The organism is Ruegeria sp. CDSA241, from assembly GCF_059611265.1.
Genome location: NZ_JBXWPF010000017.1, coordinates 1 through 26,242, shown reverse-complemented (window position 1 = coordinate 26,242; position 26,242 = coordinate 1). Strand labels below are relative to the sequence as shown.

The 26,242-nt window shown below is 56.6% G+C and carries 30 protein-coding genes; 16 read left to right on the top strand and 14 right to left on the bottom strand.

Annotated elements, in window-relative coordinates; all coding sequences use genetic code 11:
- Positions 1-178 precede the first annotated feature (178 nt).
- From era to recO, 4 genes are all read left to right on the top strand, one after another.
- Entirely contained in the window at positions 179-1,087 is a 909-nt protein-coding gene (gene era / locus AC2FJV_RS15300) for a GTPase Era (protein WP_496690318.1), read from the top strand.
- Positions 1,084-1,413 (top strand): DUF1491 family protein, encoded by a 330-nt coding sequence (locus tag AC2FJV_RS15295; RefSeq protein WP_142639253.1) that lies wholly within the window; start codon positions 1,084-1,086, stop codon positions 1,411-1,413. Before era ends, AC2FJV_RS15295 begins: the two co-directional genes overlap by 4 nt.
- An 82-nt stretch (positions 1,414-1,495) precedes the next feature.
- On the top strand, positions 1,496-1,885 hold the full coding sequence (locus AC2FJV_RS15290) for a SemiSWEET transporter (RefSeq protein ID WP_496714024.1): 390 nt from the start codon (positions 1,496-1,498) through the stop codon (positions 1,883-1,885).
- 95 nt (positions 1,886-1,980) lie between these two features.
- On the top strand, positions 1,981-2,706 hold the full coding sequence (gene recO, locus AC2FJV_RS15285) for a DNA repair protein RecO (RefSeq protein ID WP_496714049.1): 726 nt from the start codon (positions 1,981-1,983) through the stop codon (positions 2,704-2,706).
- On the opposite strand, the gene AC2FJV_RS15280 is transcribed toward recO, so the two are convergent.
- Positions 2,690-3,082: an META domain-containing protein gene (locus AC2FJV_RS15280; RefSeq protein ID WP_496690315.1), complete on the bottom strand. Its 393-nt coding sequence runs from the start codon at positions 3,080-3,082 to the stop codon at positions 2,690-2,692. The two genes, recO and AC2FJV_RS15280, sit on opposite strands and share 17 nt — an antisense overlap.
- Positions 3,083-3,314: 232 nt before the next feature.
- On the opposite strand from AC2FJV_RS15280, the gene AC2FJV_RS15275 reads away from it, so the two are divergent.
- Positions 3,315-4,544, top strand: a complete 1,230-nt coding sequence (locus AC2FJV_RS15275; RefSeq protein ID WP_496690314.1) for an SGNH/GDSL hydrolase family protein — start codon at positions 3,315-3,317, stop codon at positions 4,542-4,544.
- Between the two features lie 2 nt (positions 4,545-4,546).
- On the opposite strand, the gene AC2FJV_RS15270 is transcribed toward AC2FJV_RS15275, so the two are convergent.
- Together AC2FJV_RS15270 and AC2FJV_RS15265 are read right to left on the bottom strand one after the other, a co-directional pair.
- Positions 4,547-5,104: a hypothetical protein gene (locus tag AC2FJV_RS15270; protein ID WP_142639261.1), complete on the bottom strand. Its 558-nt coding sequence runs from the start codon at positions 5,102-5,104 to the stop codon at positions 4,547-4,549.
- A gap of 216 nt (positions 5,105-5,320) precedes the next feature.
- Positions 5,321-7,012, bottom strand: a complete 1,692-nt coding sequence (locus AC2FJV_RS15265) for an acyl-CoA dehydrogenase family protein (RefSeq protein WP_496694499.1) — start codon at positions 7,010-7,012, stop codon at positions 5,321-5,323.
- Between the two features lie 144 nt (positions 7,013-7,156).
- Between AC2FJV_RS15265 and AC2FJV_RS15260 the strand changes: the two genes are divergently transcribed.
- Entirely contained in the window at positions 7,157-7,921 is a 765-nt protein-coding gene (locus tag AC2FJV_RS15260; protein ID WP_496694498.1) for a sulfite exporter TauE/SafE family protein, read from the top strand.
- Here the strand turns inward: AC2FJV_RS15260 and AC2FJV_RS15255 are convergent.
- The 3 genes from AC2FJV_RS15255 to AC2FJV_RS15245 form a co-directional block, all read right to left on the bottom strand.
- Positions 7,918-8,460 (bottom strand): hypothetical protein, encoded by a 543-nt coding sequence (locus tag AC2FJV_RS15255; RefSeq protein WP_271951321.1) that lies wholly within the window; start codon positions 8,458-8,460, stop codon positions 7,918-7,920. The two genes, AC2FJV_RS15260 and AC2FJV_RS15255, sit on opposite strands and share 4 nt — an antisense overlap.
- Before the next feature lie 36 nt (positions 8,461-8,496).
- Positions 8,497-8,874, bottom strand: coding sequence for a hypothetical protein (locus tag AC2FJV_RS15250; protein WP_246097302.1), 378 nt, complete (start codon positions 8,872-8,874; stop codon positions 8,497-8,499).
- A 275-nt stretch (positions 8,875-9,149) separates the two neighbouring features.
- Positions 9,150-10,748, bottom strand: a complete 1,599-nt coding sequence (locus tag AC2FJV_RS15245) for a phosphoenolpyruvate carboxykinase (RefSeq protein ID WP_142639267.1) — start codon at positions 10,746-10,748, stop codon at positions 9,150-9,152.
- A 347-nt stretch (positions 10,749-11,095) separates the two neighbouring features.
- Here AC2FJV_RS15245 and AC2FJV_RS15240 point away from each other — a divergent pair, with 347 nt between their 5' ends.
- The 7 genes from AC2FJV_RS15240 to AC2FJV_RS15210 are packed head-to-tail and all read left to right on the top strand — an operon-like array spanning position 11,096 to position 16,519.
- Entirely contained in the window at positions 11,096-11,800 is a 705-nt protein-coding gene (locus tag AC2FJV_RS15240; RefSeq protein ID WP_142639269.1) for a response regulator transcription factor, read from the top strand.
- Positions 11,801-11,832: 32 nt separating this feature from the next.
- Positions 11,833-13,551 carry a sensor histidine kinase gene (locus AC2FJV_RS15235; protein ID WP_496690310.1) on the top strand — a complete coding sequence of 573 codons (1,719 nt, stop codon included), beginning with the start codon at positions 11,833-11,835 and terminating at the stop codon, positions 13,549-13,551.
- A 4-nt stretch (positions 13,552-13,555) separates the two neighbouring features.
- Complete coding sequence (locus AC2FJV_RS15230) at positions 13,556-14,026, top strand: HPr kinase/phosphorylase (RefSeq protein WP_496690309.1); 471 nt, start codon at positions 13,556-13,558, stop codon at positions 14,024-14,026.
- Positions 14,011-14,904: an RNase adapter RapZ gene (gene rapZ / locus AC2FJV_RS15225; RefSeq protein WP_271951311.1), complete on the top strand. Its 894-nt coding sequence runs from the start codon at positions 14,011-14,013 to the stop codon at positions 14,902-14,904. Before AC2FJV_RS15230 ends, rapZ begins: the two co-directional genes overlap by 16 nt.
- Complete coding sequence (locus AC2FJV_RS15220; RefSeq protein WP_142639275.1) at positions 14,901-15,314, top strand: PTS sugar transporter subunit IIA; 414 nt, start codon at positions 14,901-14,903, stop codon at positions 15,312-15,314. The genes rapZ and AC2FJV_RS15220 overlap by 4 nt, the downstream gene beginning before the upstream one ends.
- Positions 15,311-15,580: an HPr family phosphocarrier protein gene (locus AC2FJV_RS15215; RefSeq protein ID WP_142639277.1), complete on the top strand. Its 270-nt coding sequence runs from the start codon at positions 15,311-15,313 to the stop codon at positions 15,578-15,580. Before AC2FJV_RS15220 ends, AC2FJV_RS15215 begins: the two co-directional genes overlap by 4 nt.
- A gap of 39 nt (positions 15,581-15,619) precedes the next feature.
- Complete coding sequence (locus tag AC2FJV_RS15210; protein WP_271951305.1) at positions 15,620-16,519, top strand: lysophospholipid acyltransferase family protein; 900 nt, start codon at positions 15,620-15,622, stop codon at positions 16,517-16,519.
- 65 nt (positions 16,520-16,584) lie between these two features.
- Here the strand turns inward: AC2FJV_RS15210 and AC2FJV_RS15205 are convergent, their stop codons facing one another.
- Positions 16,585-17,460 carry a 3-hydroxybutyryl-CoA dehydrogenase gene (locus AC2FJV_RS15205; protein WP_142639281.1) on the bottom strand — a complete coding sequence of 292 codons (876 nt, stop codon included), beginning with the start codon at positions 17,458-17,460 and terminating at the stop codon, positions 16,585-16,587.
- Between the two features lie 162 nt (positions 17,461-17,622).
- Here AC2FJV_RS15205 and AC2FJV_RS15200 point away from each other — a divergent pair, with 162 nt between their 5' ends.
- A complete protein-coding gene (locus AC2FJV_RS15200) occupies positions 17,623-18,444 on the top strand; it encodes a DUF6473 family protein (protein ID WP_246097305.1) in 822 nt (273 codons plus the stop codon).
- A gap of 61 nt (positions 18,445-18,505) precedes the next feature.
- Here the strand turns inward: AC2FJV_RS15200 and AC2FJV_RS15195 are convergent, their stop codons facing one another.
- The 6 genes from AC2FJV_RS15195 to AC2FJV_RS15170 form a co-directional block, all read right to left on the bottom strand.
- Entirely contained in the window at positions 18,506-19,435 is a 930-nt protein-coding gene (locus AC2FJV_RS15195; RefSeq protein WP_142639283.1) for an electron transfer flavoprotein subunit alpha/FixB family protein, read from the bottom strand.
- Entirely contained in the window at positions 19,435-20,193 is a 759-nt protein-coding gene (locus AC2FJV_RS15190) for an electron transfer flavoprotein subunit beta/FixA family protein (RefSeq protein WP_496690308.1), read from the bottom strand. Before AC2FJV_RS15190 ends, AC2FJV_RS15195 begins: the two co-directional genes overlap by 1 nt.
- Before the next feature lie 264 nt (positions 20,194-20,457).
- Positions 20,458-21,030, bottom strand: a complete 573-nt coding sequence (locus AC2FJV_RS15185; protein WP_142639287.1) for a cob(I)yrinic acid a,c-diamide adenosyltransferase — start codon at positions 21,028-21,030, stop codon at positions 20,458-20,460.
- Positions 21,031-21,234: a twin transmembrane helix small protein gene (locus AC2FJV_RS15180; protein ID WP_142639289.1), complete on the bottom strand. Its 204-nt coding sequence runs from the start codon at positions 21,232-21,234 to the stop codon at positions 21,031-21,033. It abuts the gene before it with no gap.
- A gap of 80 nt (positions 21,235-21,314) precedes the next feature.
- Positions 21,315-22,142 (bottom strand): SDR family NAD(P)-dependent oxidoreductase, encoded by an 828-nt coding sequence (locus AC2FJV_RS15175; protein ID WP_281995884.1) that lies wholly within the window; start codon positions 22,140-22,142, stop codon positions 21,315-21,317.
- 68 nt (positions 22,143-22,210) lie between these two features.
- On the bottom strand, positions 22,211-22,813 hold the full coding sequence (locus AC2FJV_RS15170) for an SH3 domain-containing protein (RefSeq protein ID WP_246097307.1): 603 nt from the start codon (positions 22,811-22,813) through the stop codon (positions 22,211-22,213).
- A gap of 201 nt (positions 22,814-23,014) precedes the next feature.
- Here AC2FJV_RS15170 and AC2FJV_RS15165 point away from each other — a divergent pair, with 201 nt between their 5' ends.
- Together AC2FJV_RS15165 and AC2FJV_RS15160 are read left to right on the top strand one after the other, a co-directional pair.
- Complete coding sequence (locus AC2FJV_RS15165) at positions 23,015-25,363, top strand: DNA topoisomerase IV subunit A (protein WP_496714023.1); 2,349 nt, start codon at positions 23,015-23,017, stop codon at positions 25,361-25,363.
- Positions 25,364-25,458: 95 nt separating this feature from the next.
- Positions 25,459-26,049: a hypothetical protein gene (locus AC2FJV_RS15160; RefSeq protein WP_496690305.1), complete on the top strand. Its 591-nt coding sequence runs from the start codon at positions 25,459-25,461 to the stop codon at positions 26,047-26,049.
- Here AC2FJV_RS15160 and AC2FJV_RS15155 read toward each other — a convergent pair.
- On the bottom strand, positions 26,046-26,242 hold a 197-nt coding region (locus AC2FJV_RS15155), incomplete at its 5' end, for a hypothetical protein (protein ID WP_271951280.1). The two genes, AC2FJV_RS15160 and AC2FJV_RS15155, sit on opposite strands and share 4 nt — an antisense overlap.

The window sequence follows — 26,242 nt, the reverse complement described above, 5'->3', positions numbered from 1 at the left end:
TCCTGAGGGCTGGCCGGAAATGCCTATCGGTCGAACACGGATCCTATCCGGTGATGGGTCGCCCACCATACCCCACCCAATGCCATCCTGAACGCATGTGCCAAAGCTGCAAATCGCTCTGGTCCGCTGCCTCTTTCTGCGATAGGGAGGCCCATCTGCAAACAGGATCAAACCCCAGATGACGACACGCGCCGGATTTATCGCACTGATCGGAGAGCCCAACGCAGGCAAATCCACCCTTCTGAATCGCATGGTCGGGGCCAAGGTCTCGATCGTGACACATAAGGTTCAGACGACCCGCGCCCGCATCCGGGGCGTGGCGATGGAAGGTGATGCACAGCTGGTCTTTGTGGACACGCCGGGCCTTTTCAAACCGCGTCGCCGTCTGGATCGGGCAATGGTGGCCGCCGCATGGGGCGGGGCCGCGGATGCCGATGTGGTTGTCCTGATGGTCGAAGCGCATCGTGGCATCACCGAGGGCGTAGAGCGCATCCTTGAAGGTCTGAACGAGATCGGGCAGGGCCGCACCGTCGCGCTGGCCATCAACAAGATCGACAGGGTGCAGTCCGAAGTTCTGCTGGCCCTGACCAGCGATCTCAACTCCCGCTATTCTTTCGCCGAGACATTCATGATCTCGGCCGAGAAGGGCCATGGCGTTGACGATCTGCGAAAATGGTTGGCGGGCGAATTGCCCGAGAGCCCGTGGCTATATCCGGAAGACCAGATCGCTGATCTGCCGTTGCGTATGATCGCGGCTGAAATGACACGCGAAAAGCTGACCCTGCGGCTGCATCAGGAACTGCCCTATCAGCTGACCGTCGAGACCGAGAACTGGGAAGAGCGCAAGGACGGGTCGGCAAAGATCGACCAGATCATCTATGTCATGCGCGACGGACATAAAGGTATCGTTCTGGGCAAAAAGGGCGAGACCATCAAGGCCGTCAGCCAAGCGGCCCGGGCCGAGCTGGAAGAATTCCTTGATCGCAAGATCCACCTGTTCCTGCAGGTCAAAGTCCGGCCAAACTGGCTGGAGGAATCCGAGCGCTATTCGGAAATGGGTCTGGAATTCAAAGACGGAAACGCATGACGCGACTGACGGCAGACTTCTGGGTTCACGCCTATCTGGCACGGTTACGATTTCAGGAAATACCGGCCTTTGTTGTGGCCCATGGTGACGACACAGCCGGCGCGGTTTTGATCAAGCTCAACACGTTGGACGGTCAGGCCACAGCCTTCCAGCGCAGCTTTGATCTGATGAGCGGTGAGCGCAAGTGGGTTGAACTCTCCTCTGGTCCCGAGGTCGATGTGGACGAGGCTATCCAACGCCAGCGCAGCTTTGACCCTGACCTCTGGGTGATTGAGGTCGAAGACCGGCAGGGGCGCCATTTGCTGGGTGAGGACGGTCTGGATTAGCGGTAGTAGCACAGACGCGGTGCAGGCCTCTGCCAAAGTTATGTCATAGGTCTTGGTAAGATGGTCCATTTTCGCTATTCGTATGCGTATTTATCGGATGGTGCTGAAACGGGTTGTTGCAGCATATGACGAGGATAGAGGTCTTACGTTGGCTGAAACATTTAGTCAGAAGTTCATAAAGTCAAACCTTGGTCTCGTGATGAAGCACTTCGAGGGCTTCATGGTATTTGTCGGCATTTTAGGCCCATTTGCCACGCTTCCACAGCTTGTGAAGCTCTTCTTTACCCACTCTCAACATGCGTCGGGCCAATCGCTGTTAACATGGTCGCTCTATGCGGCGTTGTCTTTGCTTTGGTTCATCTACGGTCTGATCGTCAAGAAGTTGCCCATCTATATTGGCAACGGCATTTCTATGGTGCTGAACCTTCTTATGGTCCTGGGTATCCTGATCCACGCGGGGGTCACGTTCTGACCCAATAGGTCGTCGATTTCCCGGTCTCTCTTGCAGTGGTCCCGGCTTTGCGTTCTTTTGCTCGGGCAGGACTGACCCACAAGATTGGACACGCTTTGGACTGGCGCGACCACGGCATACTTCTGACCTCACGCCGCCATGGCGAAACGGCGGCGATTATCGAAGTCTTTACCGAAGGCCACGGTCGTCATGCCGGCGTCGTACGTGGTGGAACCAGCCGCAAGATTGCGCCGATTCTGCAGCCCGGGGCGCAATTAGATGTGCTTTGGCGCGCGCGGCTCGAGGAGCATATCGGCACTTTTCAGGTCGAGCCCCTGCGGTCGCGGGCGGCGGCGGCGTTTTCGGGTAGGCTTGCGCTGGCCGGATTGAATGCGGTGGTGGCCCTGCTCTCGTTCTGTTTGCCTGAGCGCGAAGCGCATCCGCGCATCTATAAACAAACCGAACAGTTGATGGACCTGCTGGGTCAGGACGAAATTTGGGTGCTTGCCTATCTGCGGTGGGAATTGTCGCTGCTGGAAGAGCTGGGGTTTGGCCTTGACCTGACACGCTGTGCCGTGACGGGGGTAACAGAAGGTTTGGAATATGTATCTCCGAAAACAGGTCGTGCGGTCAGCGTTGATGGGGCAGGGGACTGGGTGGATAGGTTGCTTCCCTTGCCACCTTGCCTACGTGGCGTGGGCGACGCGCCGGATACCGAATTGGTGCAAGGATTGTTGACCACCGGACATTTTCTAGAAAACCATGTCGCTCCGTCGTTGGGGAACAACCCTCTGCCCGGCGCACGGGCGCGGTTTATTGATCAGATCAATCGGCAGCTTTGAACACCATTTCCTGCCCGTCCTCATTGCGCAATATCAGCAGGTTCCCTGATACTTCGGATTGGGTCATGGCAAGCAGGGCGGCGAAATAGATCCCTTCTGCCTCAAGCCCGGCACAGGCGGCACGGGTCGCTGTCAGGCCGGTCAGCTCAAACCATGGATAGGGCGCGTTAAGCCTGCCCGTGTAGCTGTTGCAGGGGGCGTTGCCCGTTACTTTGCCTTCTTCCAGAAATCGCAATAAGGCACTTGCATTGTAGGGCTGACCGTTGATCTCTTGCAGGGCCCATTCCCGTTCGGCAGCACCATAGGCCGCAACGGTTTCATCCTTCTGACATTGGAGTAATCCGGAAAGGGAAAGCAGCATTATGTAACGCAACATGGCAGAATTCCTGAAATCAGCGAAGAACAGTTTCCTGGGCTTGGACGCATTGTTTTGAACCGACTAGGTAAAGGATCGGATACAATGGTGACCGTTGACTTGCAAAACATCTTGGACATATTGAAAGCGAATAACGGGCCTTTCCTAAGATTTGGGCAGTTAGGTGGAATTTTTACACCGGTATATACGCCAGGTTTATTTGATTTTGACCTGATAGAATTGGAGCTTCGTAGTGAGCGGAAATGATGATGTTGGCATGGGGCGGATGCGGCCTGTAACCAAGTTTTTTATGATTTTGATCTATGCCCTCTTTCTCTTCCTGCTGGTTGAACTGCTTTCGTATTTCACCGTGGTTTATGTGTATGACAACACGCTGGGCAATACGGCAGAGCGACATCTATATTCTTCGATCCGTGGTCACAAACTGAACCCAGACTATCAGCGAGGATTTGATACTGGCGGACAGCGTATCCATTCCGATCAAGGGTTCCGCCACGATACGCTGATTGAACAGCCAAAACCCGACGACACGCTCCGCATTTTTCTGATGGGTGGCTCAACTGCTTATGCCATCGGATCGCAGGGCAGTATTTATCCTGACCACCCAACGCTCACCAATCAGGAAACGGTTGCGTATTTCCTGCAGCAGGACCTGCGTGAGCGGTTGGGCGATCAGATGCCCGGTGTGACGATTGAGGTGATCAACGCCGGAGTTGTTGCGTATCACAGTTTTCAACATGTGTTGTACCTGTACGAGACGCTATATGAGTACAGCCCGGACATGATTGTGTTTCTGGATGGCCACAATGATTTTTACAATGTTGGGGTCGATAATCCGGTCCAAAGTTATGCTTACTCGTCCGCACGCATGATTGACGCCTTGAATGATCGCAAACCCTTCTTTTCAGCCTATGCGTTCCTGCGGTACCCGGCGCAGTATTCCTATACCTTCAAACTGGCTTCGAAATTTACGCAAGGCTTGTTCGACCGCTATGAAATCCCCAAAAATATCACGTATGGGGATGTTACCGCCTTGCAAAGAGACTTTTCAGCAGAGCTTGCGCAGACTGCAAAGGTCGGATTTTTGCGCAATTACAAGCTGATCGAAACATTCGGCGACTACCACGGGTTTTGCTATCACGTCTTTTTGCAGCCTGAGGTCGTCTATGAGGACACCAATGTCCTAAGCGAGACCGACCGCGAAATCGCCCAGCTCACGCGGGATTGGTACAAGCCGGGACGCGAAGATCTGATGCATCGCGCGCGGGTCGATTTCCCTGCTTTGTTTGAAGAGGCCAATGTGCCTTTCACCGATATTGCCGAGATCGGCGGTCCCCTCCACAAAGACAAGGTGCTGTATGTCGATTACACGCATCTGACGCCCGAAGGGTCAAAGCTGGTGGCTGCGCGGATGCTGCCCGTGGTGGCGGAACGGATCAGCCAGTGTAAGACCCCGTCCTGACCTCAGTAGGGTTGCTCTCCGTTTAGCAAAGCGGTGCGCACCTCCATGCGGGTACGCCAGTTGTATCGCGTATCTTCGCGCGTTGGCGCCCATGTCAGCGCGCCACTGTTGCGCCATGGGTCAAGGATGATACCTTCGAACATCGTGTCGCCCTTTGCGCTGATCACTGCGGAATGGTGGATGATCCTCAGCGGCGTTGGCGGTGATGTAGCCCAGTGCATTTCCAGGGTGCGGAAGTTTTCGGCCCTTAAACGGCTGGTCATCGCTTCGGCCCAGTCGTTGCACAGGCCGCGCTCACGAAATCCGTTAATGACCTTGGCGTTGTGGATGATGGCCGGGTCGGTGACCTGCCATTCTCGGGCCAGACGCTGCGAATAGGTATAGGCAATGTTGGCCGCCTTCTGTGCCTCGGCTGGATCAACCGCGGGACCCATGGAACGGATGGCCAACGCCAGTTCGTCTATGTCGTTCTGCGTTGCTGTCGGCTGAGAGGTGGTGGCACAGCCAGCAAGGGCCAAGGCCGCAAGCGTGGCCAGAAGGGCAAGAATGGATCGGGTCATGTGGTTCGCCGCTGGTTCGTGATCGCACGCTGATCTACCGGGAATATCGGCGCTGCGATAGGGGGAAGTTTCTGCCGTGGCTGGTCATGGCTGAACGTAGACAGCAGGGAAGGTAAGGGTAGGATTTCGAGGAACTGAGGGCTGCAGTAGTTTGGGCAAAAAAAGACCCGGCGCGCGCGCCGGGTCAAGTCGGGGAAACAGGGTTGCCGTTACAGGTTAGCTCAGCAAACGCCGCGCGATCACCTGTGCCTGAATTTCGGCAGCCCCTTCAAAAATATTGAGAATACGTGCGTCACACAGCACGCGACTGATCTTGTATTCCAGTGCAAAGCCGTTGCCGCCGTGGATCTGCAGGCCGTTATCGGCAGCAGCCCAGGCCACGCGGGCGCCCAGCAGCTTGGCCATCCCGGCCTCAAGATCGCAGCGATGACCGTTGTCTTTTTCCCAAGCCGAGAAATAGGTCAGCTGTCGAGCGATCATGATCTCGACCGCCATCATCGCCAGCTTGCCGGACACGCGGGGGAAGTTGATCAGCGACTTGCCGAACTGTTTGCGGTCCTGCGCATATTGCATGGCGATGTCCAGCGCGCTTTGGGCCACACCGATGGCGCGGGCTGCGGTCTGGATGCGGGCGGATTCGAAGGTTTCCATGAGCTGCTTAAAGCCTTTGCCTTCTTCGCCGCCCAGTAGGTTCTCACCCTTGACCTTGAAGCCATCAAAGCCCAGCTCGTATTCTTTCATCCCGCGATAACCCAGAACTTCGATCTCGCCACCGGTCATGCCAGGGGTGGGGAAGGGGTTGTCGTCCGTGCCGGGCGTCTTTTCCGCCAGGAACATCGACAGGCCGCGATGATCGGAAGTGTCAGAGTTGGTGCGCGCCAGCAAAGTCATCACATGGGTCCGGGCCGCATGGGTGATCCAGGTCTTGTTGCCGGTGATCTCGTAATCACCTTCGGTATTCTTGACTGCTCGGGCGCGCAAGCTGCCCAGATCAGAGCCTGTGTTGGGTTCAGTGAAAACTGCTGTCGGCAGTATCTCGGCGCTGGCGATCTTGGGCAGCCACTGCGCTTTTTGCTCATCCGTTCCACCGGCAATGATCAGCTCGGCCGCGATCTCGGACCGGGTGCCCAGCGATCCGACGCCGATATAGCCGCGCGACAATTCTTCGGACACCACGCACATCGAGGCCTTGGAAAGGCCAAACCCTCCGAACTCTTCGGGGATGGTCAGGCCAAATACACCCATCTCGGCAAGTTCCTCGATGATTTCCATCGGGATCAGCTCATCCTTGAGGTGCCAATCATGGGCGTTTGGTTCGACTTTTTCCTGGGCATAGCGGCGGAACTGGTCGCGGATCATTTCCAGTTCTTCGTCCAGGCCCGACGTTCCGAACATCGTGGCACCGGCCTGTTCTTCCATCAGTTCAACCAAGCGACTGCGTGCAGCCTGTGAATTGGCCTGTGCCATCAGTGTCTGAACTTCAGCGCATTGGAAACCGGACAGCGCGTCCCAGCCCAGACCCATGTCCTGAAGACGCAAAATCTCACCCTGGTTCATTGGGATGCCGCCCGCGACCTGATGCAGGTATTCACCAAAGGCGATTTGGTGCAGCAGCTGCTCGATCTCGCCGAATTTGCCTTCTGCCTCCAAAGCATCGGCCCAGCGTTGCATTTGCTGCAGCGACTGGTTGTATGTCGCCAGCCATGCCAACCCATGAGCGGCGGTCTGATTGGCCTCGATCAGAGCGCCGGACACGCGACCATCTTCTGTCACCATCGCGCGGACCGACTCGCGGGCGCGTTCGAATACGGTGTCCACAGCCGGCAGAGCCGCACGTGTCAGCGTCAGAAGCTCGGGCAAAATCGCGGATGCAATCATCTGGGTCATATCCTGTCCGTCATGGGCCATGAATCAGCTCTCTCCTAAAGTCGTCTGGTCATATCATGCTGCACGTGCAGCGCAACAAAAATACGAATTATGCGACTAAAAAGTTCTAAAGTTGCTTGATCATTTTTGCAGTGCAGCACCTGTCAGGAGTGATATCAGGGGGACATGACGTTGTTTTCTATGCTCTCTGCCCAAGAACTGCTGCTGGCCTGTGGGGTTGCCTTCATTGCCGGTTGGGTCAAAGGCATGGTCGGGTTCGCCATGCCAATGGTTCTGATCTCTGGGCTGAGCATGTTCCTTTCGCCGGATATGGCGATCGCGGGGCTTATCCTGCCAACCCTGGTGACAAATGGGGTGCAGGCATTGCGCGGGGGTGTTCCGGCCGCCGTGTCCTCGATCCGTCAGTTCCGTGTATTTCTGGTTGTCGGGTTGGTGTTTCTGCTGATTGGTGCTCAGTTGGTCAGCGCAGTGCCAGCATCAACTTTTTTGTTGATGATTGGCATCCCGGTGACAGTCTTTGCATTGATCCAGGTATTGGGGCTGCGTCTGAAATTGGCCAGCCCATCTGCCCGAATAGAGGGCATGATCGCTGCGGTTGCAGGCTTTGTCGGGGGGATGTCTGGAATTTGGGGACCACCAACCGTGGCTTATCTGACCGCCTTAAACACCCCGAAAGCGGTGCAGATGCGTGTGCAGGGGGTCATCTATGGTTTGGGGGCGCTGGCGTTGCTGTTCGCGCATATGGGCTCCGGGATTTTCCGCGCCGAAACCGCTCCGTTCTCGGCTGCTCTGGTGCTGCCGGGGCTGGCGGGCATGTGGGTGGGGTTGCAACTGCAGGCGCGCATAGATCAGGCGCTGTTTCGCAAGATCACCCTGTTCGTGCTGCTTATCGCAGGGCTGAACCTGTTGCGACGCGGGCTGATGGGCTAGGCACGCCGATCTATCGCGCGCAGCGTGAAATAGAGCCCCAGCATCAGAAAGAACAGGCCCGAGATATCGCCGATCAGGAAGGCGATATATTCCAGCCCACCGCTGCCAAAAGCCAGGTTGGTCAGTACGGACACCAATACTGACGTGACGATCCCGACCCCCATCACGCAGGACCAGCATGGTTTGCGGTCCGGGTGGGGAAACAGATCGAAGCCGACCCATTTGCATAGGTAAAATACAGCAGGAACGGTTGTGACGGCGATTGCTATGGCGGCCAGACGGTTGGGCAGGAAGACGTCGCTTCCGCCGAGAAAGGCAAAGACAAGAAAGACACCGGGCAAGAGCGCAAAAATCGCCCGCCACCCCAACAACCAAGCAGAGAGCACACGCACACCATGCGGGAGAAACAGCAGGCTGGCCTTGCTGGGATATTCGGGGAAGAATACGTTCTGCAGTGGCATCAGAACCTCGAACGTAAGGAACGAGGCAATTACGTAGGCCAGTGAGGCAAAGAACGTTTCAGAGGCCCATCTGCGCACGGCGGTCAGCCAGCAATGCGCAGATCAAACGCTTTATTACTTAGGCGCATGCACAACATACCGTCCACGGTTCGCGCTACCGCTTTGTGACAAATACCCCTTCTGCACCAGCGACTTCAGCGCACGAAAAAAGGTCGGGCGCGAGACGCTTTGCACAAGCGTGTGTTCAATCAACCCAAATGTCCGAACTTCCTGGTCAGCTTTGGACAGTTCTTCGGCGGCGTAATAGATATCGCGCTCTACCGGTGAGAGTTGTTCCAGCCCCAACGTGCGCTCCATGCTTTGCATCAGTTTGCGCAGTTCGGTCAGTTTCAAGATTTCAGTCATTTCGTTACCTGTCGTTTCCCATGTCACGCGCTGCGACAAAGCAGCGGTATGAGACGAACTGAAATCTGAATGTTCAGAAAGTCTCATATTGACACTCATCCCCATTGGCATACACTTGCTATCTGATTAGGTTTCTCAATTCGCGAATGTGAGTGCGCGGCTGAGTTACCCAAGGTATTTTTAAACAACGCCCGGCGCGATTGCGTCGGGCGAATTTGTCTTAATGACATCATTGGATAGCTTAAACCGGCAAATCGGGCAACGAATTTGTAAGGACACCTTACGTTAGACGTATAAGGACGATTGCCAACAGATGTGCTGTCCGAAAAAAAGGGGAGAGGTTTGCCCCCCCTTTTGCAACATTAACCGATTGCTACGGCTTTGATGTCTTCGTCGATGAAAGGCAGATACTGCTCAAAGTTTTCAGCAAACATCTGAACCAGCTTCTCAGCCTGTTTATCGAAGGCGGCCTGGTCGTCCCAGGTGCGACGCGGATCCAGCAGAACTTCGGCGACACCAGGGACGGAAACCGGCACATCAAAGCCAAAATTCGCATCCTTGCGGAATTCCGCATCCCGAAGCGATCCATCCAGAGCGGCAGTCAGCAAACCGCGGGTCGCACGGATCGGCATCCGGCTGCCAACGCCATAGGCGCCGCCAGTCCAGCCGGTATTCACCAGCCAGCAGGTCGCGCCGTGCTGGGCGATCTTGTCGCGCAGCAGGTTGCCATAGACTTCTGGGCGACGCGGCATGAACGGCGCGCCAAAGCATGTCGAGAATGTGGGTTGGGGCTCGGTCACGCCGCGCTCTGTGCCAGCAACCTTCGAGGTGAAGCCCGACAGGAAGTGGTACATCGCCTGAGCGGGGGTCAGCCGCGCAATCGGGGGCAGAACACCAAACGCGTCACAAGTCAGCATGATGATGTTCTTCGGATGCCCGCCCAACGCGCTTTTCGAGGCATTGGAGATATACTCGAGCGGATAGGCGCAACGCATGTTTGCGGTCAGCGAGTCATCTTCGAAATCCAGCTCCTTGGTCTCGGGATCGAAAACCATATTCTCGATCACGGTGCCGAATTTGCTGGTGGTTGCATAGATCTCGGGTTCGGCCTCGGCGTTCAGGTTGATCGTCTTGGCATAGCACCCGCCCTCGAAGTTGAAAGTGCCACGGTCTGACCATCCATGTTCGTCATCGCCAATCAAGGTGCGGGCCGGATCAGCGGACAGGGTGGTCTTGCCAGTTCCCGAGAGGCCAAAGAAGACCGCGGTATCTACGGGGTTACCGACCGCGTGGTTCGCCGAGCAATGCATCGGCATCACGCCTTTTTCAGGCAGCATGTAATTCAGTAGGGTGAAGACGGATTTCTTGTTTTCACCGGCATATTCTGTGCCGCCGATCAGAATCAATTTGCGGTCGAAGTTCAGTGCGATCACTGTCTCGCTACGGCAGTTGTGCTTGGCCGGATCAGCCTGGAAGCTGGGACAGTTGATGATTGTGAAATCCGCGATGAACTCATCCAGGTCTTCACGATCCGGGCGGCGCAGCAAGTGACGGATGAACAGATTATGCCATGCCAGTTCGGTGACCATGCGCACGTTGATCGAATAAGCGGGGTCGGCGCCGCCGACCAGGTCCTGCACAAAATAGTCACGACCCTTCATGTGCTCGATCATATCGGCATAAAGCGTTTCGAAACCCTCAGGGCTCATCTCGGCGTTGTTTTCCCACCAGATCGAATCGGCGACACTGTCGGTGCGGACAACATGTTTGTCCTTGGGAGAACGGCCAGTGAACTTGCCGGTACTGACAAGAAAAGCTCCGCCATTGCCAAGTGTACCTTCACCCCGCTTGAGGGCTTCTTCAATCAGTGCCGGTTCCATGAAGTTGTAATAGACATTGCCCAGACCCTCGATGCCCTGATCTTCGAGGCGGAATTGCGGGTTCACCCGTCCAGATGTCATGTGTGTCTTCTCCTGTGGCGGCGCGGCGGCAGATTGGCCAAGGTGCGCTCTTGGGGCAGTGTACCGGGAAAACCGGCGATTGGGCGGGTCTTATCATGGTCGTTTAGGGCGTGAACAGGACGGTTTGGCGCAGTTAGCGCAACCAAGTTCAGGTTTAGCGCCACCATGTTTTTTCTGCCGGAAATACAGACACTTTTCGAAGACCATTAACGGCTTTTTTGCCGCATGTGTGTGACAACAATCGCACGATTCGTAGATGGTGATTGATTCGCGGCCATAAAAACGACAAAAATGCCCTACAAATAAGCGAATTGTTTCGTATGAGAGCAGGAATAGGGGTTAACCCGATGTCAAAGATTGCACTGGTGGATGACGACAGGAACATTCTGACGTCCGTATCCATGACGCTCGAAGCCGAGGGTTTCGAGGTAGAAACGTATAACGACGGGCAGGCTGCTCTGGATGCGTTTAACAAGAAGCTGCCCGATATGGCAGTGCTGGATATCAAGATGCCGCGTATGGATGGCATGGATTTGCTGCAGCGACTGCGGCAGAAGACCCAGATGCCGGTGATCTTTCTGACTTCGAAAGATGACGAGATCGACGAAGTTCTGGGTTTGCGTATGGGTGCTGATGATTATGTCAAAAAGCCCTTTTCGCAACGGTTGCTAGTAGAACGGATACGGGCCTTGCTGCGCCGTCAGGAAGCGACCTCGGGTGATCCCGTGGCTGCCAACACAGGCGACGCCAAGGTGATGGAACGAGGCGAATTGCGGATGGACCCCTTGCGCCACGCGGTGAGCTGGAAGGGATCGGATGTCTCTTTGACAGTGACCGAGTTCCTGCTGCTGCAGGCCTTGGCGCAGCGTCCGGGATTTGTCAAAAGCCGCGATCAGCTGATGGATGTTGCCTATGACGATCAGGTCTATGTAGATGACCGCACGATCGACAGCCACATCAAGCGTCTGCGCAAAAAGATGCGCGCTGCTGATCCGGAGTTTTCGGCCATCGAAACGTTGTATGGTATTGGGTATCGGTACAACGAAGAATAAGCGTGGCCTAAGTTAAGGGGTTACTGGGTCTCGTGCGCGATACTGAGCAAGAAAACGAGTTACGCGACGGTGACGTCGTTCTTGGGGATGACTGGGTCATCCCCCAGAGCGACGATTCCGCCGAACTCAGGGCCACACGCGGCCGCCGCAATCTGTTTTCTCTGCGGGGCTCGCCTCTGGCGCGCAAGATCATCACATTCAACATGATTGCATTGGTGATTCTGGTCACCGGATTGCTATATCTGGATAATTCGCGAGAAGAACAGGTGCAGCAGACCGCCCGGAACTTGGTTGGTGATGCGCAGTTGGTCAGCAACGTATTTGAAACCCAGCTGCGACAGAATGTGACTGGCATTACCCGCGACGCGGCCATCCTGGATGTCAAAGATACGTTGGCTGGTCTCAGCCTGCCGGTCGGCGGTGAAGTCTTTGTTTACGATGCTCGTGGGACGCTGATTGGTTGGACGCGCGGCGCGCCTGCGGTCTCAGAGATGCCGGTCATGCTGCGCTCAGAAGCTGATGCGCAGACTGGAAGCACACTGATCAGTGATGCCTTGAACGCGGTCTGGACCGGGCTGTCCAAAGTGTTCAAACAAGATGAAACCAGCGAAGCGCCAACCTTGGCCCAACGCGTTCAGGCCATCATTCCACAGGCGCTGACCGGACATATTCAGGTTCAGGCGGTTCAGGATGACGCAGGCGAAACGGTTATCGTTGCTGCGGCCCCGATCCAACTGGATGGAAAGCCCGTTGGCGCGGTTGCCATGGCCGGTCCCGCCGGAGAAATCGACGCATTGGCCCGCCGTGATCAAGAGCGGATCCTGCGCATGTTCGTCGTGGCGCTTTTGGTGTCAGTCGGATTGAGCCTTGTCCTAGCATCGACCATCGCCAACCCATTGGCCGACCTGGCATCCGCCGCCGAGATGGGCAAAGACCGCGGTGCGGGGGTCAACCCGGGCCGCATCCGCATCCCCGATCTGAGCGCGCGACCGGACGAAATTGGACGACTCAGCCGAGCTTTGCGCGGCATGGTTACAGCGCTGTACAACCGGATTGATGCAAACGAACAATTCGCGGCAGATGTGGCGCATGAGATCAAAAACCCCCTAGCCAGCCTTCAATCTGCTGTGGGCACGTTGCGCATGGTTAAAAGAGACGACCAGCGCGATAAGCTGATGGGTGTGATCGAACATGATGTCCGTCGGCTGGATCGTCTGGTCAGCGACATTTCGAACGCCTCGCGCCTGGATGCCGAACTGGTCAAGGAGGAAGAGCAGCCATTTGATTTGTTGAACCTGATCGGAAACCTCGGTCAGTATCTGGGCGAGGATGCGCGCGCCAAGGGAATCGATTACATCACTGATCTGCCGCCCGAACCAATCACCGTGACCGGGCTTGAGGCGCGATTGGCGCAGGTGTTCGTAAACCTGATCACCAATGCGATTTCCTTCTGCGAAGAAAGCGATGCCATACGTGTGTGGGTACGCCGGCGCGAGGATCGGGTTCTGGTTGTTGTTGAAGACACTGGCCCAGGCATCCCCGAGCAGGCCCTGACCAAAGTGTTCAAACGGTTCTATTCCCAACGTCCCGTTGAGCATTTCGGCAATAACTCGGGGTTGGGTCTGGCGATCTCGAAACAGATTGTCGAGGCGCATGGCGGGGTGATTTGGGCCGAGAATATCCGCCCGACCGAAGCGGACATAACATCAGACCCTCAGGGCGCGCGATTCGTCGTGGGCCTGCCGGTTTGACGCGGTGAGCACGTCCGCACTCTCCTCTGTTGAACACAAAGATACTGCCATCGTTCACGCCTCTTGCGTCGCGGTAGCAGACCGTGCTGTTTTGATCGTGGGGCCTTCGGGCACCGGGAAGTCAGCGCTGTCTTTGCAGATGATGGCGTTGGGGGCCGATCTGGTCGCGGACGATCGGGTTCGGTTGTATATGGATGGCAATCTCGCCCTGGCAGAGGCGGCTCCAAATATCGGTGGACTGATCGAGGCAAGAGGTCTTGGCCTGTTGCGGGCAGTCTCGGTTGGGCCGGTGCCGGTTGGCTTTGTGGTGGACATGGCGCAAGAAGAACCCGAGCGCCTGCCAGAACCCCGTTCAATTCTTATCCTGAGGCAAACTGTTCCCTTGCTTCGGGGCGCTGGCGTCTCCAATTTACCAGCAGCGCTCTTGCTACTGATGAAAAACGGGTGCGCAGACCCGGAATGGCCCAATCAATGACGACCCAAAGACGCATCGTACTTGTCACCGGCCCATCCGGCGCAGGCCGGTCCACCGCAATCCGTGTCTTAGAGGATCTGGGGTTCGAGGCCATCGACAACCTTCCCATGGGTCTTTTGCTGCGTCTATTAGACGGGCCAAAAACCGACCGTCCCATGGCGCTTGGTATTGATGCGCGCAACCGCGATTTTTCCACGATTGGCGTCATCGAATTGCTGGCTAAGCTTCGGTGGATGGAACAGGTTGACCTGACCACGCTTTATCTCGATTGCAGCGATGAAGTCCTGCTGCGCCGGTATTCGGAAACCCGCAGACGTCACCCGGTGTCTGCGGATGCCAGCCCTGAAACCGGCGTGCGCCAGGAAAAAGAGTCGCTGGCCCCAATTCGTGAACTTGCAGATACGTTGATCGACACCACGCCACTGAATGTTCACCAACTGCGCGAAGAGGTAGAGCGTTGGTTTGCACCTCAGGGTGGGCGGCATCTGGCGGTAACCATCGAATCATTTTCCTATAAGCGTGGTTTGCCTCGCGGATTGGATATGGTCTTTGACTGCCGTTTTCTCACCAACCCGTACTGGCGTCCCGAGCTTCGGGCCGAAGATGGTCGCAATTCGGATGTGGCGAGCTATATTCAAACCGACGCGAACTATGCGCCTTTCTTCGAAAGGGTGGTTGACCTGCTGACTTTGTTGTTGCCCGCCTACCGGGCCGAGGGCAAAGCCTACCTGTCCGTGGCCTTTGGCTGTACCGGAGGGCAACACAGATCGGTTGCAATGGCCGAAGCGGTTGCAAAGGCCCTTGCAGAGGGGGGGCAGCAAGTGGCAATTAGGCATCGCGAAATGGAAAGACGATCGTTGAATGTGAGGCCGGATTGATCGGGATCGTACTCGTAGCACATGGTGGGCTGGCCAAAGAATATTTGGCCGCGATGCAGCATGTGGTCGGCAATCAGCCCGGCCTGGCCGCGATCTCGATCGAGGCCGATCATGATCGCGAAGCGAAGCAATCGGAAATCTGTGCGGCCGCCGACAGTGTTGATGTTGGTGACGGTGTTGTCGTCGTGACCGATCTGTTTGGCGGAAGCCCCTCGAATCTCAGCCTGCGTGCCTGCGCGCCGCAGGATCGCCGTATCCTTTACGGCGCAAATCTTCCCATGTTGATAAAACTGGCCAAATCCCGCCACCTGCCGATTGGCGAAGCCGTGCGGCAGGCAATGGAAGCTGGACGTAAGTATATCAATGCGCAAAATGTGACGTTTGACGAGAACCGGACAGATAAAGAATGACCACCCGAAGCTTGAAAATTATCAATGAAAAGGGCCTGCATGCCCGCGCCTCGGCCAAGCTGGTTGAGTTGGTAGAAGGGTTCGACGCTCAGGCCGAGGTGTCGAAAGACGGGCTTTCCGCATCCGGCGACAGCATTATGGGTCTTTTGATGTTGGCAGCGTCTCGTGGAACGACTATTGACGTCGAGACGTCCGGACCGGATGCTGAGGCGTTGGCTGATGCGTTGGAGACTCTGGTGAACGACAAGTTCGGAGAAGGTTTCTGACCGCACCCGCCGTGATACGAAGAACGGGATAACCAGGAATTGGCGGAAACAACGCACGAGACCAAGACAGGCCCGGTGGTGGATGGGACCAAGGACCAGGGCGAGATCTATGATCGTAAGACCCTGACCTACGCAAACTCGTTCGACGACCCTTGGACTGCAACAGCGATCCGCACCATTGAATGGTGTACGGGTAAGTTGACCATTTTGGGTATGGTTAACAAGTTCGAGAAGCAGAATGAACAATTCCGCGGCCAACGGTTCTGGGCAGGTGCGCTTAATATAATGGGCATCGACCTGACCACACCAGAGGAACAGATCGCGCGTATTCCAAAAACGGGGCCCGTGGTCGTCGTAGCCAACCATCCCCATGGCATGGTCGACGGCATGATTCTGGCAGAGCTGATCGGCAGGGTCCGCAGCGACTATCGGATCTTGACCCGTTCGGTTCTGACAGGTTTGGACGAGGCGGCGACGTCGTTCATGATTCCGGTGCCCTTCCCGCACGATCCCGAGGCACAGGCCAAGATGCTTGAGATGCGCGGCAATGCGATGGAGCATCTGAAAAACGGGGGCGTTGTGGCCTTGTTCCCTTCAGGCGTTGTGATGTCTTCGGATGACTGGTTCGGGCCGGTGATCGAGCGTGAGTGGAACGTGTTCACGGCCAAAATGATCCGTCGATCCGGCGCGCAGGTCCTGCCGATCTTTTTCCCTGGCAGGAATTCGCGTGCCTACCAGATCGCCAACAAACTTTCTGCGATTCTGCGCCAGGGTTTGTTGCTGCACGAGATCGTTCGATCCTGCAACAAACCGCAATCCCCGGTGATCGGAGAACCGATCTCGGATGAGGATATGCAGCTGCTGGAGCGAGATCCGCGCGGCTTTATGGCTTGGCTCAGAAAGCACACGCTGGGTCTTGGGCAGGCAACCAAGCTCTGACCTGCAATTTCACCTGATCAGGACAATCTCGTGGCTGCGCCCGGATGAATTCCGGGCGGTGGCCTTTACCGGGTCGGCACTGGCGCCTCGCCCCGATAGTCATAAAAACCACGCTGCGTTTTACGTCCCAGCCAGCCCGCTTCGACATATTTCGTCAACAGCGGACAAGGGCGATATTTGGTATCGGCCAATCCATCATGCAGCACGTTCATAATGGCCAAACAGGTGTCCAGACCGATAAAGTCAGCCAGTTCTAGTGGTCCCATCGGGTGGTTTGCGCCCAATTTCATCGATTGGTCAATCGACTGAACATTCCCCACGCCTTCATACAGGGTGTATACGGCCTCGTTGATCATCGGCATCAGGATGCGGTTGACAATGAAAGCCGGGAAATCTTCGGCGCTGGCGGCGGTTTTGCCAAGGCGGTCTACAACGGCCTTACAGGCAGCAAATGTTGGTTGATCCGTAGCAATGCCCCGGATCAGTTCAACCAGTTGCATCACCGGAACTGGGTTCATGAAGTGAAAACCCATAAAGCGTTCGGGCCGGTCTGTTCGGCTCGCCAAACGTGTGATCGAAATAGATGACGTATTTGACGTCAGGATTGTATGCGGTTGCAGATGTGGCAGCAAACTTTCGAAAATGGCTTGTTTGACGGTCTCACGCTCGGTTGCGGCCTCGATCACCAGGTCAGTCTGGCCCAGCTGTGGCAGCTCCATTGTGGTCGTGATGCGTTTCAGCGCGGATTGCATCTCCTCATCCGAAATTTTTCCGCGCGATGCCTGGCGCGCCATATTTCCTTCAATCGTCGCCATGGCGCTGTTCAGCGCGTCCTGGCTAACGTCGTTCAGCAGAACGTCATATTCCGCCAAAGCCAGTACGTGGGCGATACCATTGCCCATTTGGCCTGCGCCAATCACTCCGACTGATTTTACATCCATTTTTTGATGCCTCTGTGCCACGGGGTAGGATGACACTATCGGCAGATCGGGGCGGGCGGCAAGGGGATCAGACCGTTCGACTTTGCTTCAAATGCGCACATTAGGAGATTCTCAAGGCTTGCGGCTGCAAGATGGCATCCGGGTGAAAATTGGGTGAGTGATATGAGCTATCATCAAGCTGGCTCGGGAAGACTCGAGCATGACGTGTGCCAATACGGTGAGTCACGATTGTGGTTTCGTGGGCCAATGCGTTCGCTGGAGAAGTCATTTGTGGCCTGCGCAGGTGGGACCGAAACATTCGGGCGATTCGTCGAGCAGCCATTCGCGGCAGTTCTCGAAGAGAGGTTGGACAGACGGTGCCTGAATTTCGGAAGCCTTTTTTGCGGCGTAGATGCGCTGTGCGATGACACGGAGTTGAGGGGTTTACTGAACCAAGCAGAGCTCTGCGTGGTGCAGCTTAGCGACATATTGGGGCAGTCCAATCGATTCTACCGGGTTCATCCCCGACGCAACGACCGTTTTCTGGCTCCGACAGAGGATCTGAAATCTCTCTATCCCGAGATCGACTTTGCCGATGTCCATTTCGTACATCACCTGATGATTTTGTTGCAGGGCCGCAATGATGCGCGGTTCGAGGTAATCGCAGAAGAGCTGCGACGGAATTGGATCGACCGCATTGGGGGGCTTGTTGAGGCGCTTGAAGCGCCTGTTGTCTTGTTGAATTTGCAGGTCCTGCGTGAGGCAGAAAGTGATCAGCCCAAGCACGGTGCTGATATTCGGATCACGCCACAGATGATCGAGGCCCTGCGCCCTCTCAGCGCCGAGATCGTTGAGGTGACGGTCAGCGTGTCGGGGCAGTCCGATGAGCTTGAAGATATGCTGTTTGGAACACTGCAACAGCCCATGGCGGAATATATGATAGGTCCTGCAGCACACAGGTCGATTGCTGACGCCTTGGTCGGTCCGATCAGAAACCTGCAATGAAAAGGGCCCGCCGATGACGGGCCCAATGCAAGATTCTTCGTGAAAAAGTCTAGCCCGTTGATCAGCCGAGTTTCTCGGTCAGTTCCGGAACGGCCTGGAACAGGTCGGCGACCAGACCGTAATCGGCAACCTGGAAGATCGGCGCTTCTTCGTCTTTGTTGATCGCCACGATGATTTTCGAGTCTTTCATACCTGCCAGATGCTGAATCGCACCCGAGATGCCGACAGCGACATACAGATCCGGGGCAACAACCTTGCCGGTCTGACCCACCTGCCAATCGTTCGGAGCATAGCCCGAGTCGACTGCGGCGCGCGATGCGCCAACTGCGGCCCCCAGCTTGTCAGCGAGACCTTCGATCAGCTTGAAGTCCTCTTCAGAACCGACACCACGGCCACCCGACACAACAACGCCAGCCGAAGTCAGCTCGGGGCGGTCGCTTGTAGCTACCTTGTCTTCGACCCAGGACGATAGACCGGGGTTCTCGCCGACCGAGATGGTCTCAACTGCTGCCGAGCCATCTTCGCCCGCAGCATCAAAACTTGCGGTTCGGAAAGTGACGACTTTTTTGGCGTCCACAGATTTGACGGTCTGGATCGCGTTGCCCGCATAGATCGGGCGTTCGAAGGTCGAGCCGTCGACGACACCGGACGCGTCCGAGATGACCATGACGTCCAACAGCGCGGCAACGCGCGGCATAACGTTCTTGGCATCGGTGGTGGCGGGGGCAACGATGTGCTCATAACCATCAGCCAGACCTACGATCAGCGCAGCAGTGGATTCTGCAAGGCGATGGCCCAGCGATTCGTCCTCGGCGACCAGAACCTTTGAGACGCCGGTGATCTTGGCGGCAGCTTCACCGGCAGCAGCAGCGGAACCGCCTGCGGCCAGAACGGTTACATCACCCAGTGCCTTAGCTGCGTTTACAGCTTTGGCGGTTGCGTCCAGCGCCAGTTCACCATTGTTGACTTCGGCGAGAAGAAGAACAGCCATTACACAGCCCCCGCTTCTTTGAGTTTCGCGACGAGCTCGTCCACCGAGCCGACGATGATGCCAGCGGCACGTGCCTGTGGTTCTTCGGTTTTGACGACTTCCAGGCGCGGCGAGACGTCGACGCCGTAATCATCGGCGGTTTTCTCGTCCAGCGGCTTTTTCTTCGCCTTCATGATATTGGGCAGCGACGCGTAACGGGGCTCGTTCAGGCGCAGGTCCACGGTCACGATTGTCGGCATTTTGACGCTGATGGTTTGCATGCCGCCATCGACTTCGCGGGTGATCTTTGCGCTGTCGCCGTCGATGTCGATGTCGGACGCAAAGGTGCCTTGTGACCAGCCCAAAAGAGCTGACAACATCTGACCAGTTGCATTCATGTCGTTGTCGATAGACTGCTTGCCGCACAAAACGATACCAGGCTGCTCTTCCTCGACCACTTTGGCCAGGATCTTGGCAACGGCCAGAGGTTCTATGTCCTGATGGACATCATCTGCAGCAACGACCAGGATGGCACGGTCCGCGCCCATGGCCAGCGCAGTGCGCAGTGTTTCCTGGGCTTGTTTTACGCCGATAGAAACAACGACGACTTCGTCTGCCTTGCCTGCTTCTTTCAGGCGGATTGCCTCTTCGACAGAAATTTCGTCGAACGGGTTCATCGACATTTTGACATTGGCGAGATCGACACCGCTGCCATCCGCTTTGACGCGAACTTTAACGTTATAGTCAATCACGCGTTTGACAGGCACGAGTACCTTCATTTTGCGCTAGCTCCTCACAAAAAACGGCAAGCCGCGTCGCGACTCCACCAATGTTCATGAGGGCTTGAATAGCGATTCAATTCAGGCGGCAACAGGGCAAAATCGTCACGTCATCTGCAACGGACGTCGCGTTTTGCTATTTTTGACGTGACCAAGCACCACACATCCACCCAAAAGGCAGGAAGCTATCGGTTTGCGCCCGCCCGTCGGGCCGGGGCTTCGCCCTTCCGGTCGCCGCCGCGTCCACTGGACGCGACGCCGCTTTCAGCGGTTCGCGCCCGGAACCCACAGAACATCTTGGGTTCCGTTTTCATTGGCACAACGGGCTGCGACGAAGAACCAGTCGCTCAGACGGTTCAGGTACTTGACTGCGGTTTCGTTGACCGGCTCCATGTTGGTCAGCTCAACCGCAAGCCGTTCGGCCCGGCGCGATACGGTTCGACATACATGCAGATGCGCCGCAAGACGCGAGCCACCGGGCAGGATGAAACTGCGCAGCGGTTCCAAGGCTTCGTTCATCGCGTCGATTTCAACCTCCAGCCGGTCAATCTGCGAGGGCACGATGCGCAGAGGCGGATAGTCTGCTTCGGCATCCTTTTCCATGTCGGGACGACAGAAATCTGCGCCCAGATCAAACAGGTCATTCTGAATGCGGGCGAGTGCAGCTTCGACATCCCCATCTGCCTCGGTCCGGGCGACGCCGACAAAGGCGTTCAACTCGTCCACGGTGCCATAAGCGGTCACGCGGCCCGAGTATTTGGCGACGCGTTCGCCATTGCCGAGTGCGGTTTTGCCATCATCACCGGTGCGGGTGTAAATCTTGTTCAATACGACCATTTACTGACCTCCCTGACCGCGCAGCCAGACGTAAAGCACGATCAGAATCACGGCGATGAACTGAAACAGGATACGCAGGCGCATATACTTGTTGCTTTTCAGTGCCGCGTCCCTGCCGCTTTTGCCAAAATTCGAGATGCCAAGCGCCAATACGACGACAACCGCCGCCATGGCCAAAAGCAAAATGACCATCATTAGGTCCATGAGTACACCGTCCGCGTTTCTGTTTGCCTAGGGCTATCATCTAGACCCGTGCGTGCCAAAAGCGAACGGGTTATTTCGCCTCAGACCCCTGCAAGGATGCGGTCAATCGCACGTGTCGACAGGATGCGGCGCAAACAACCGGCAATAAATGTAGGTGTTGTCACATAGTATCGGGGGCGCGGGCGCTTGGATTCTACGGCGTGGGCCAGCTTGGTCGTAACCGCTGATGCGGGCAGTTCAAACCGATCCGGCCCCGGCGATTCATACAGTCTTTTCAACAAAGAGGACTCATACCGCTCGCGCAGGGCCGAGTTTTGCCAGTTGATGAACCGCTCGAAGAATGGGATTGAGTTTTCGCGGATTTTAGATGTGATCGGGCCGGGTTCGATCAAAATGACCTTGATCCCCGTATCAGCCAGTTCCAGGCGCAGTGTATCCGTCAGCCCTTCGATTGCATATTTCGTGGCCACATAGGCGCCGCGCCACGGATAGGCCACCAGACCCAGCACCGAAGAGTTCTGAACGATTCGCCCGTGTCCTTGACTGCGCATAATCGGGATGACCTGCCTGGTCAGTTCGTGCCAGCCAAAGAAGTTCGCCTCGAAAATCTGACGCAGGCCTTCGGTCGGCAGGTCCTCGACCGCGCCGGGCAGGCCATGTGCGCCATTGTTGAACAGCGCGTCCAGGGTGCCTCCGGTGGCCTCCAACACTTCGTTCAAACCCGACGAAATGCTGGCCGTATCGGTATAATCAATGCGCGGGCTTTCAAACCCCTGCGCCCGCAACCGGTCGCAATCGCGCTGTTGTTTGCACGAGGCAAACACGCGCCAACCCCGCGCGCGCATCCCATGCGCCGCATCCAGTCCGATGCCCGATGAGCAGCCAGTAATTAGAATGGTCTTCTGCATGATTTTCCCGATTCTGAACCAGCCCCAAGCTAGGGTGCACAGAGTATGGGAACAATCATTGCTCCACGTCAGTCTGGTGTTTTTCTGACCAAAGAGGTCGAAATCCACCCCACCTGTTGCTGCGGCAACACGCGCAGTCGCAACCATCCGGTGCCCGAGTCACTTAGCACCTCGACCTTCTGGCCGATGCGCGCTTTGCCAACAATCGGGTAGATCGTTCCAGGGCCGTCACGCATGTTCACGCGGGTCCCGGAGATTTCCCGGATATCTTTCCTGGGTTCAGGCTGGGCGGCGGGTTCAGGCTGCACGTCCTTGGTGATTTGCTTCAGGCCAGTTACACCGTCTTCTAGGGACGCAAGCGTGATGCTGGCAGTCTGATCGTCAAACACCGAAAGCGCGTTGAAAGTGTCCAGACTGGCGGGTTCTGCGACAATCGCTGCGACTGCTGGCTGGGGATCAATCGGGCGCTCGCGCACGACCGGCGAGCGCATAGCGACATTTGTCACAAGCTCTTTTGCCGGAGACGGTGCTACGGTTTTGGGGGCCGCTTTCGAGGCGACTCGCACAGGCTGTTCTGACCGCACACCGCGCGGCTCGAAATTAGGCCCGCCACTCATGACGTAAAAGCACCAGCCAAGTGCAGCGAAACTCATTACAATCAGGCGCGTCATGGCGCATCCCCCGGTCGATCAATCAAAACAAAAAAAGGCAGCAGACTAATGTCAGACATCCTAGCATAATTCGCGACCCAAGTCGAAAAACGGGGGAAATCGGGGGGTTGCCTCCCCCTGTTGCAAAAAGCGCCACTTGTCCCCAGTAAAATATGTCTTGCTTGCTTTACCCGCGCGCCCTTGCGTCGTATCACATCATCTATGAATGATACGATCGACGACCCCAATATGGTGGCCCCCGGATACGGGGGCGAAGTAGCCGAACCGCTGCGCCGCGCGATTGGTGAACGTTATCTGACCTATGCGCTGTCCACCATCATGCACCGGGCCTTGCCCGATGCACGGGATGGTCTGAAGCCGGTGCATCGGCGAATCCTCTATGCGATGCGCGAACTGCGACTCAGTGCAACGGGCGGGTTCCGTAAGTCGGCGAAAATCTCGGGCGATGTGATGGGTAACTATCACCCGCACGGCGATGCCGCGATTTATGACGCGATGGCGCGTTTGGCGCAGGATTTTAATGTGCGCTATCCGCTGGTCGACGGGCAGGGGAATTTCGGCAATATCGACGGCGATAACCCGGCGGCCTCTCGTTATACCGAAGCTCGGATGACCATCGTGGCCGAGGCTCTGCTTGAGGGTCTGAACGAGGATGCTGTCGATTTCCGTGACAACTATGACGGCACGCTGACCGAACCGGTGGTTCTGCCCGCGCTATTTCCGAATCTGCTGGCCAATGGCTCCAGCGGTATTGCGGTGGGCATGGCGACGAATATCCCGCCACATAACATCTCGGAACTGTGTGACGCCTGTTTGCATCTGATCAAGACGCCGGATGCGCGCGACGATACGCTTCTGAACTACGTGCCCGGACCGGATTTCCCAACCGGCGGCGTAATCGTTGAACCGCCTGCGAATATCGCGCAGGCCTATCGCACCGGGCGCGGGTCATTCCGCCTGCGCTGTAAGTTCGAGGTCGAGGATCTGGGCCGCGGTCAGTGGCAGATCGTCGTCACCGAGATTCCCTATCAGGTTCAGAAATCGAAGCTGATCGAAAAGATCGCCGAGCTGATTCAGACCAAGAAAATCCCGATCCTTGGCGACGTTCGTGACGAATCCGCAGATGACATTCGCCTGATCCTTGAGCCGCGTTCCAAGAACGTAGACCCCGAGGTGCTGATGGGAATGCTTTATCGTAACTCAGACCTTGAGGTGCGATTCAGCCTGAACATGAACGTGCTGATCGACGGGGTGACACCCAAAGTCTGCTCGATGAAAGAAGTGCTTCGCGCTTTCCTGGATCACCGGCAAGAGGTTCTGCTGCGCCGGTCGCGCCACCGGATGGCCAAGATCGACCATCGGCTGGAGGTGTTGGAGGGCTTTATCGTTGCCTTCCTGAATCTTGACCGCGTGATCGACATTATCCGCTATGACGATGACCCCAAGGCTGCGCTGATGCGCGAAGACTGGGGCATCGACCATGTCCGCGCCACCAATGAGGCCGACTATGTCTCGCCCAAACCGGGCGAGGGCGAGCTGTCCGAGGTCCAGGTCGACGCAATTCTCAACATGCGTCTGCGCAGCTTGCGTCGTCTGGAAGAGATGGAGCTGGTTCGCGAACGCGATGAGCTGATGTTGGAACGTGCCAATCTCGAAGATCTGCTAGCCGATGAAAGCCTGCAATGGGCCAGTATCGCCGAGCAGTTGAAAGAGACCAAGAAAACCTTCGGCAAGGACTATGAGGGCGGCGCGCGGCGCACCCAGTTTGCCGAAGCCGGTCAGGTCGAAGAGGTCCCGCTTGAGGCGATGATCGACCGCGAACCGATCACGGTTGTCTGCTCTCAGATGGGCTGGATTCGCGCCATGACCGGCCATATCGACCTGAACCGCGAGTTGAAATTCAAGGATGGCGATGGGCCACGGTTTATCTTCCATGCGGAAACCACCGATCGGCTGCTGGTCTTTGCCTCGAACGGTCGATTCTATACCATCAGTGCCGCGAATCTGCCCGGCGGTCGGGGTATGGGCGAGCCGCTGCGCCTGATGGTCGACCTGCCGAATGAGGCGCAGATAATCGACATCCTGATCCACAAGCCGGGGCGCAAGCTGCTGGTGGCCTCGGATGCGGGTAACGGCTTCACCGTGCCCGAGGATGATGTGCTGGCACAGACCCGAAACGGCAAACAGGTGCTGAACGTCAAAGGCGACGAAACAGCGATTATCTGTAAGCCGATCGAAGGTGACCACGTTGCAGTGGTTTCTCAGAACGGCAAGTTTCTGGTCTTCCCGACCGAGGAACTGCCTGAAATGACCCGCGGCAAGGGCGTTCGCCTGCAGAAATACAATATGGCGCGCGGGCGGCAGGGGACGCTGGAATTGGACGGCGGGCTGTCAGATATCACCACCTTCAACTGGGAAGAGGGCCTGAAATGGTCCATGGGTGGCGACAAGACCCGGCACGAGGCAGATCTTTCGCAATGGCTGGCCAAGCGTGCCAGCGTCGGGAAAAAGCCGCCATACGGCTTCCCGCGTGATTTTAAATTCTCCTGATCAGGCCCGGTCACAGAGGATTTATGCCGATACGGCTTGGCACAAGCCGTATCGGTGCGTTAGATCAAAGAAAAACAGGCCTATCGAGACGAGATATGTTGCGCATTTTGACACTGATCACCGGATTGGCCCTGATGGGCGCCTGCACCCAAACGCAGGTTTACGAAGAGCCTGAGACGCTGGGCGAATTCAAGTTGCGGGTAAACTATGCCTTTGCCGATAAGGCGGTGCAGGGGCCGGTAAGCCGGGATGCGACGCCCGACGAATGGACTGCTGCCATTCAAAACGCGGTGGACATCCGCCTTGGGCGCTATACGGGCGCTCAGGAATACGACATCGGCATCAGCCTCGAGGGCTACATGCTGGCCCCTCCCGGAATTCCGGTGATCTACAACCCCAAGAGCACTGCGATTGTTCTGGTCAACGTTTATGACGTGAACAAGAAAGAGTTTCTTGCCAAAGGTAAGCAATTCCAGGTGCTGGAAGACACAACCGGCGGCAGTGCCCTGAAAGGTTCGGGCCATGAACGGACGAAACAAGAGCAAATGAGCGGGCTGGCTCTGAAAGTTGCGGACCGAGTCGAAGAATGGTTGGCCGAGGAACATTTGGAAAACGGTTGGTTCGACCGGCGTCCCGAACTGATCCAGCCACTCGATTCAGGTGAAGCAACGCAAAATCCGGCTTAAAGAACGGCATTTCCCGCAGGATGTGCTTGATTTTCTCCTTTGAACCCAATATCTCGCGCGCGCAGATGTAACCACGGGACCAAGGGTCCCCCAAAGCACAAAAGGGCGCCTGAGGAATGGCAAAGGAAAAGTTTGAGCGTAATAAGCCGCACGTCAACATCGGCACGATTGGCCACGTTGACCACGGCAAGAC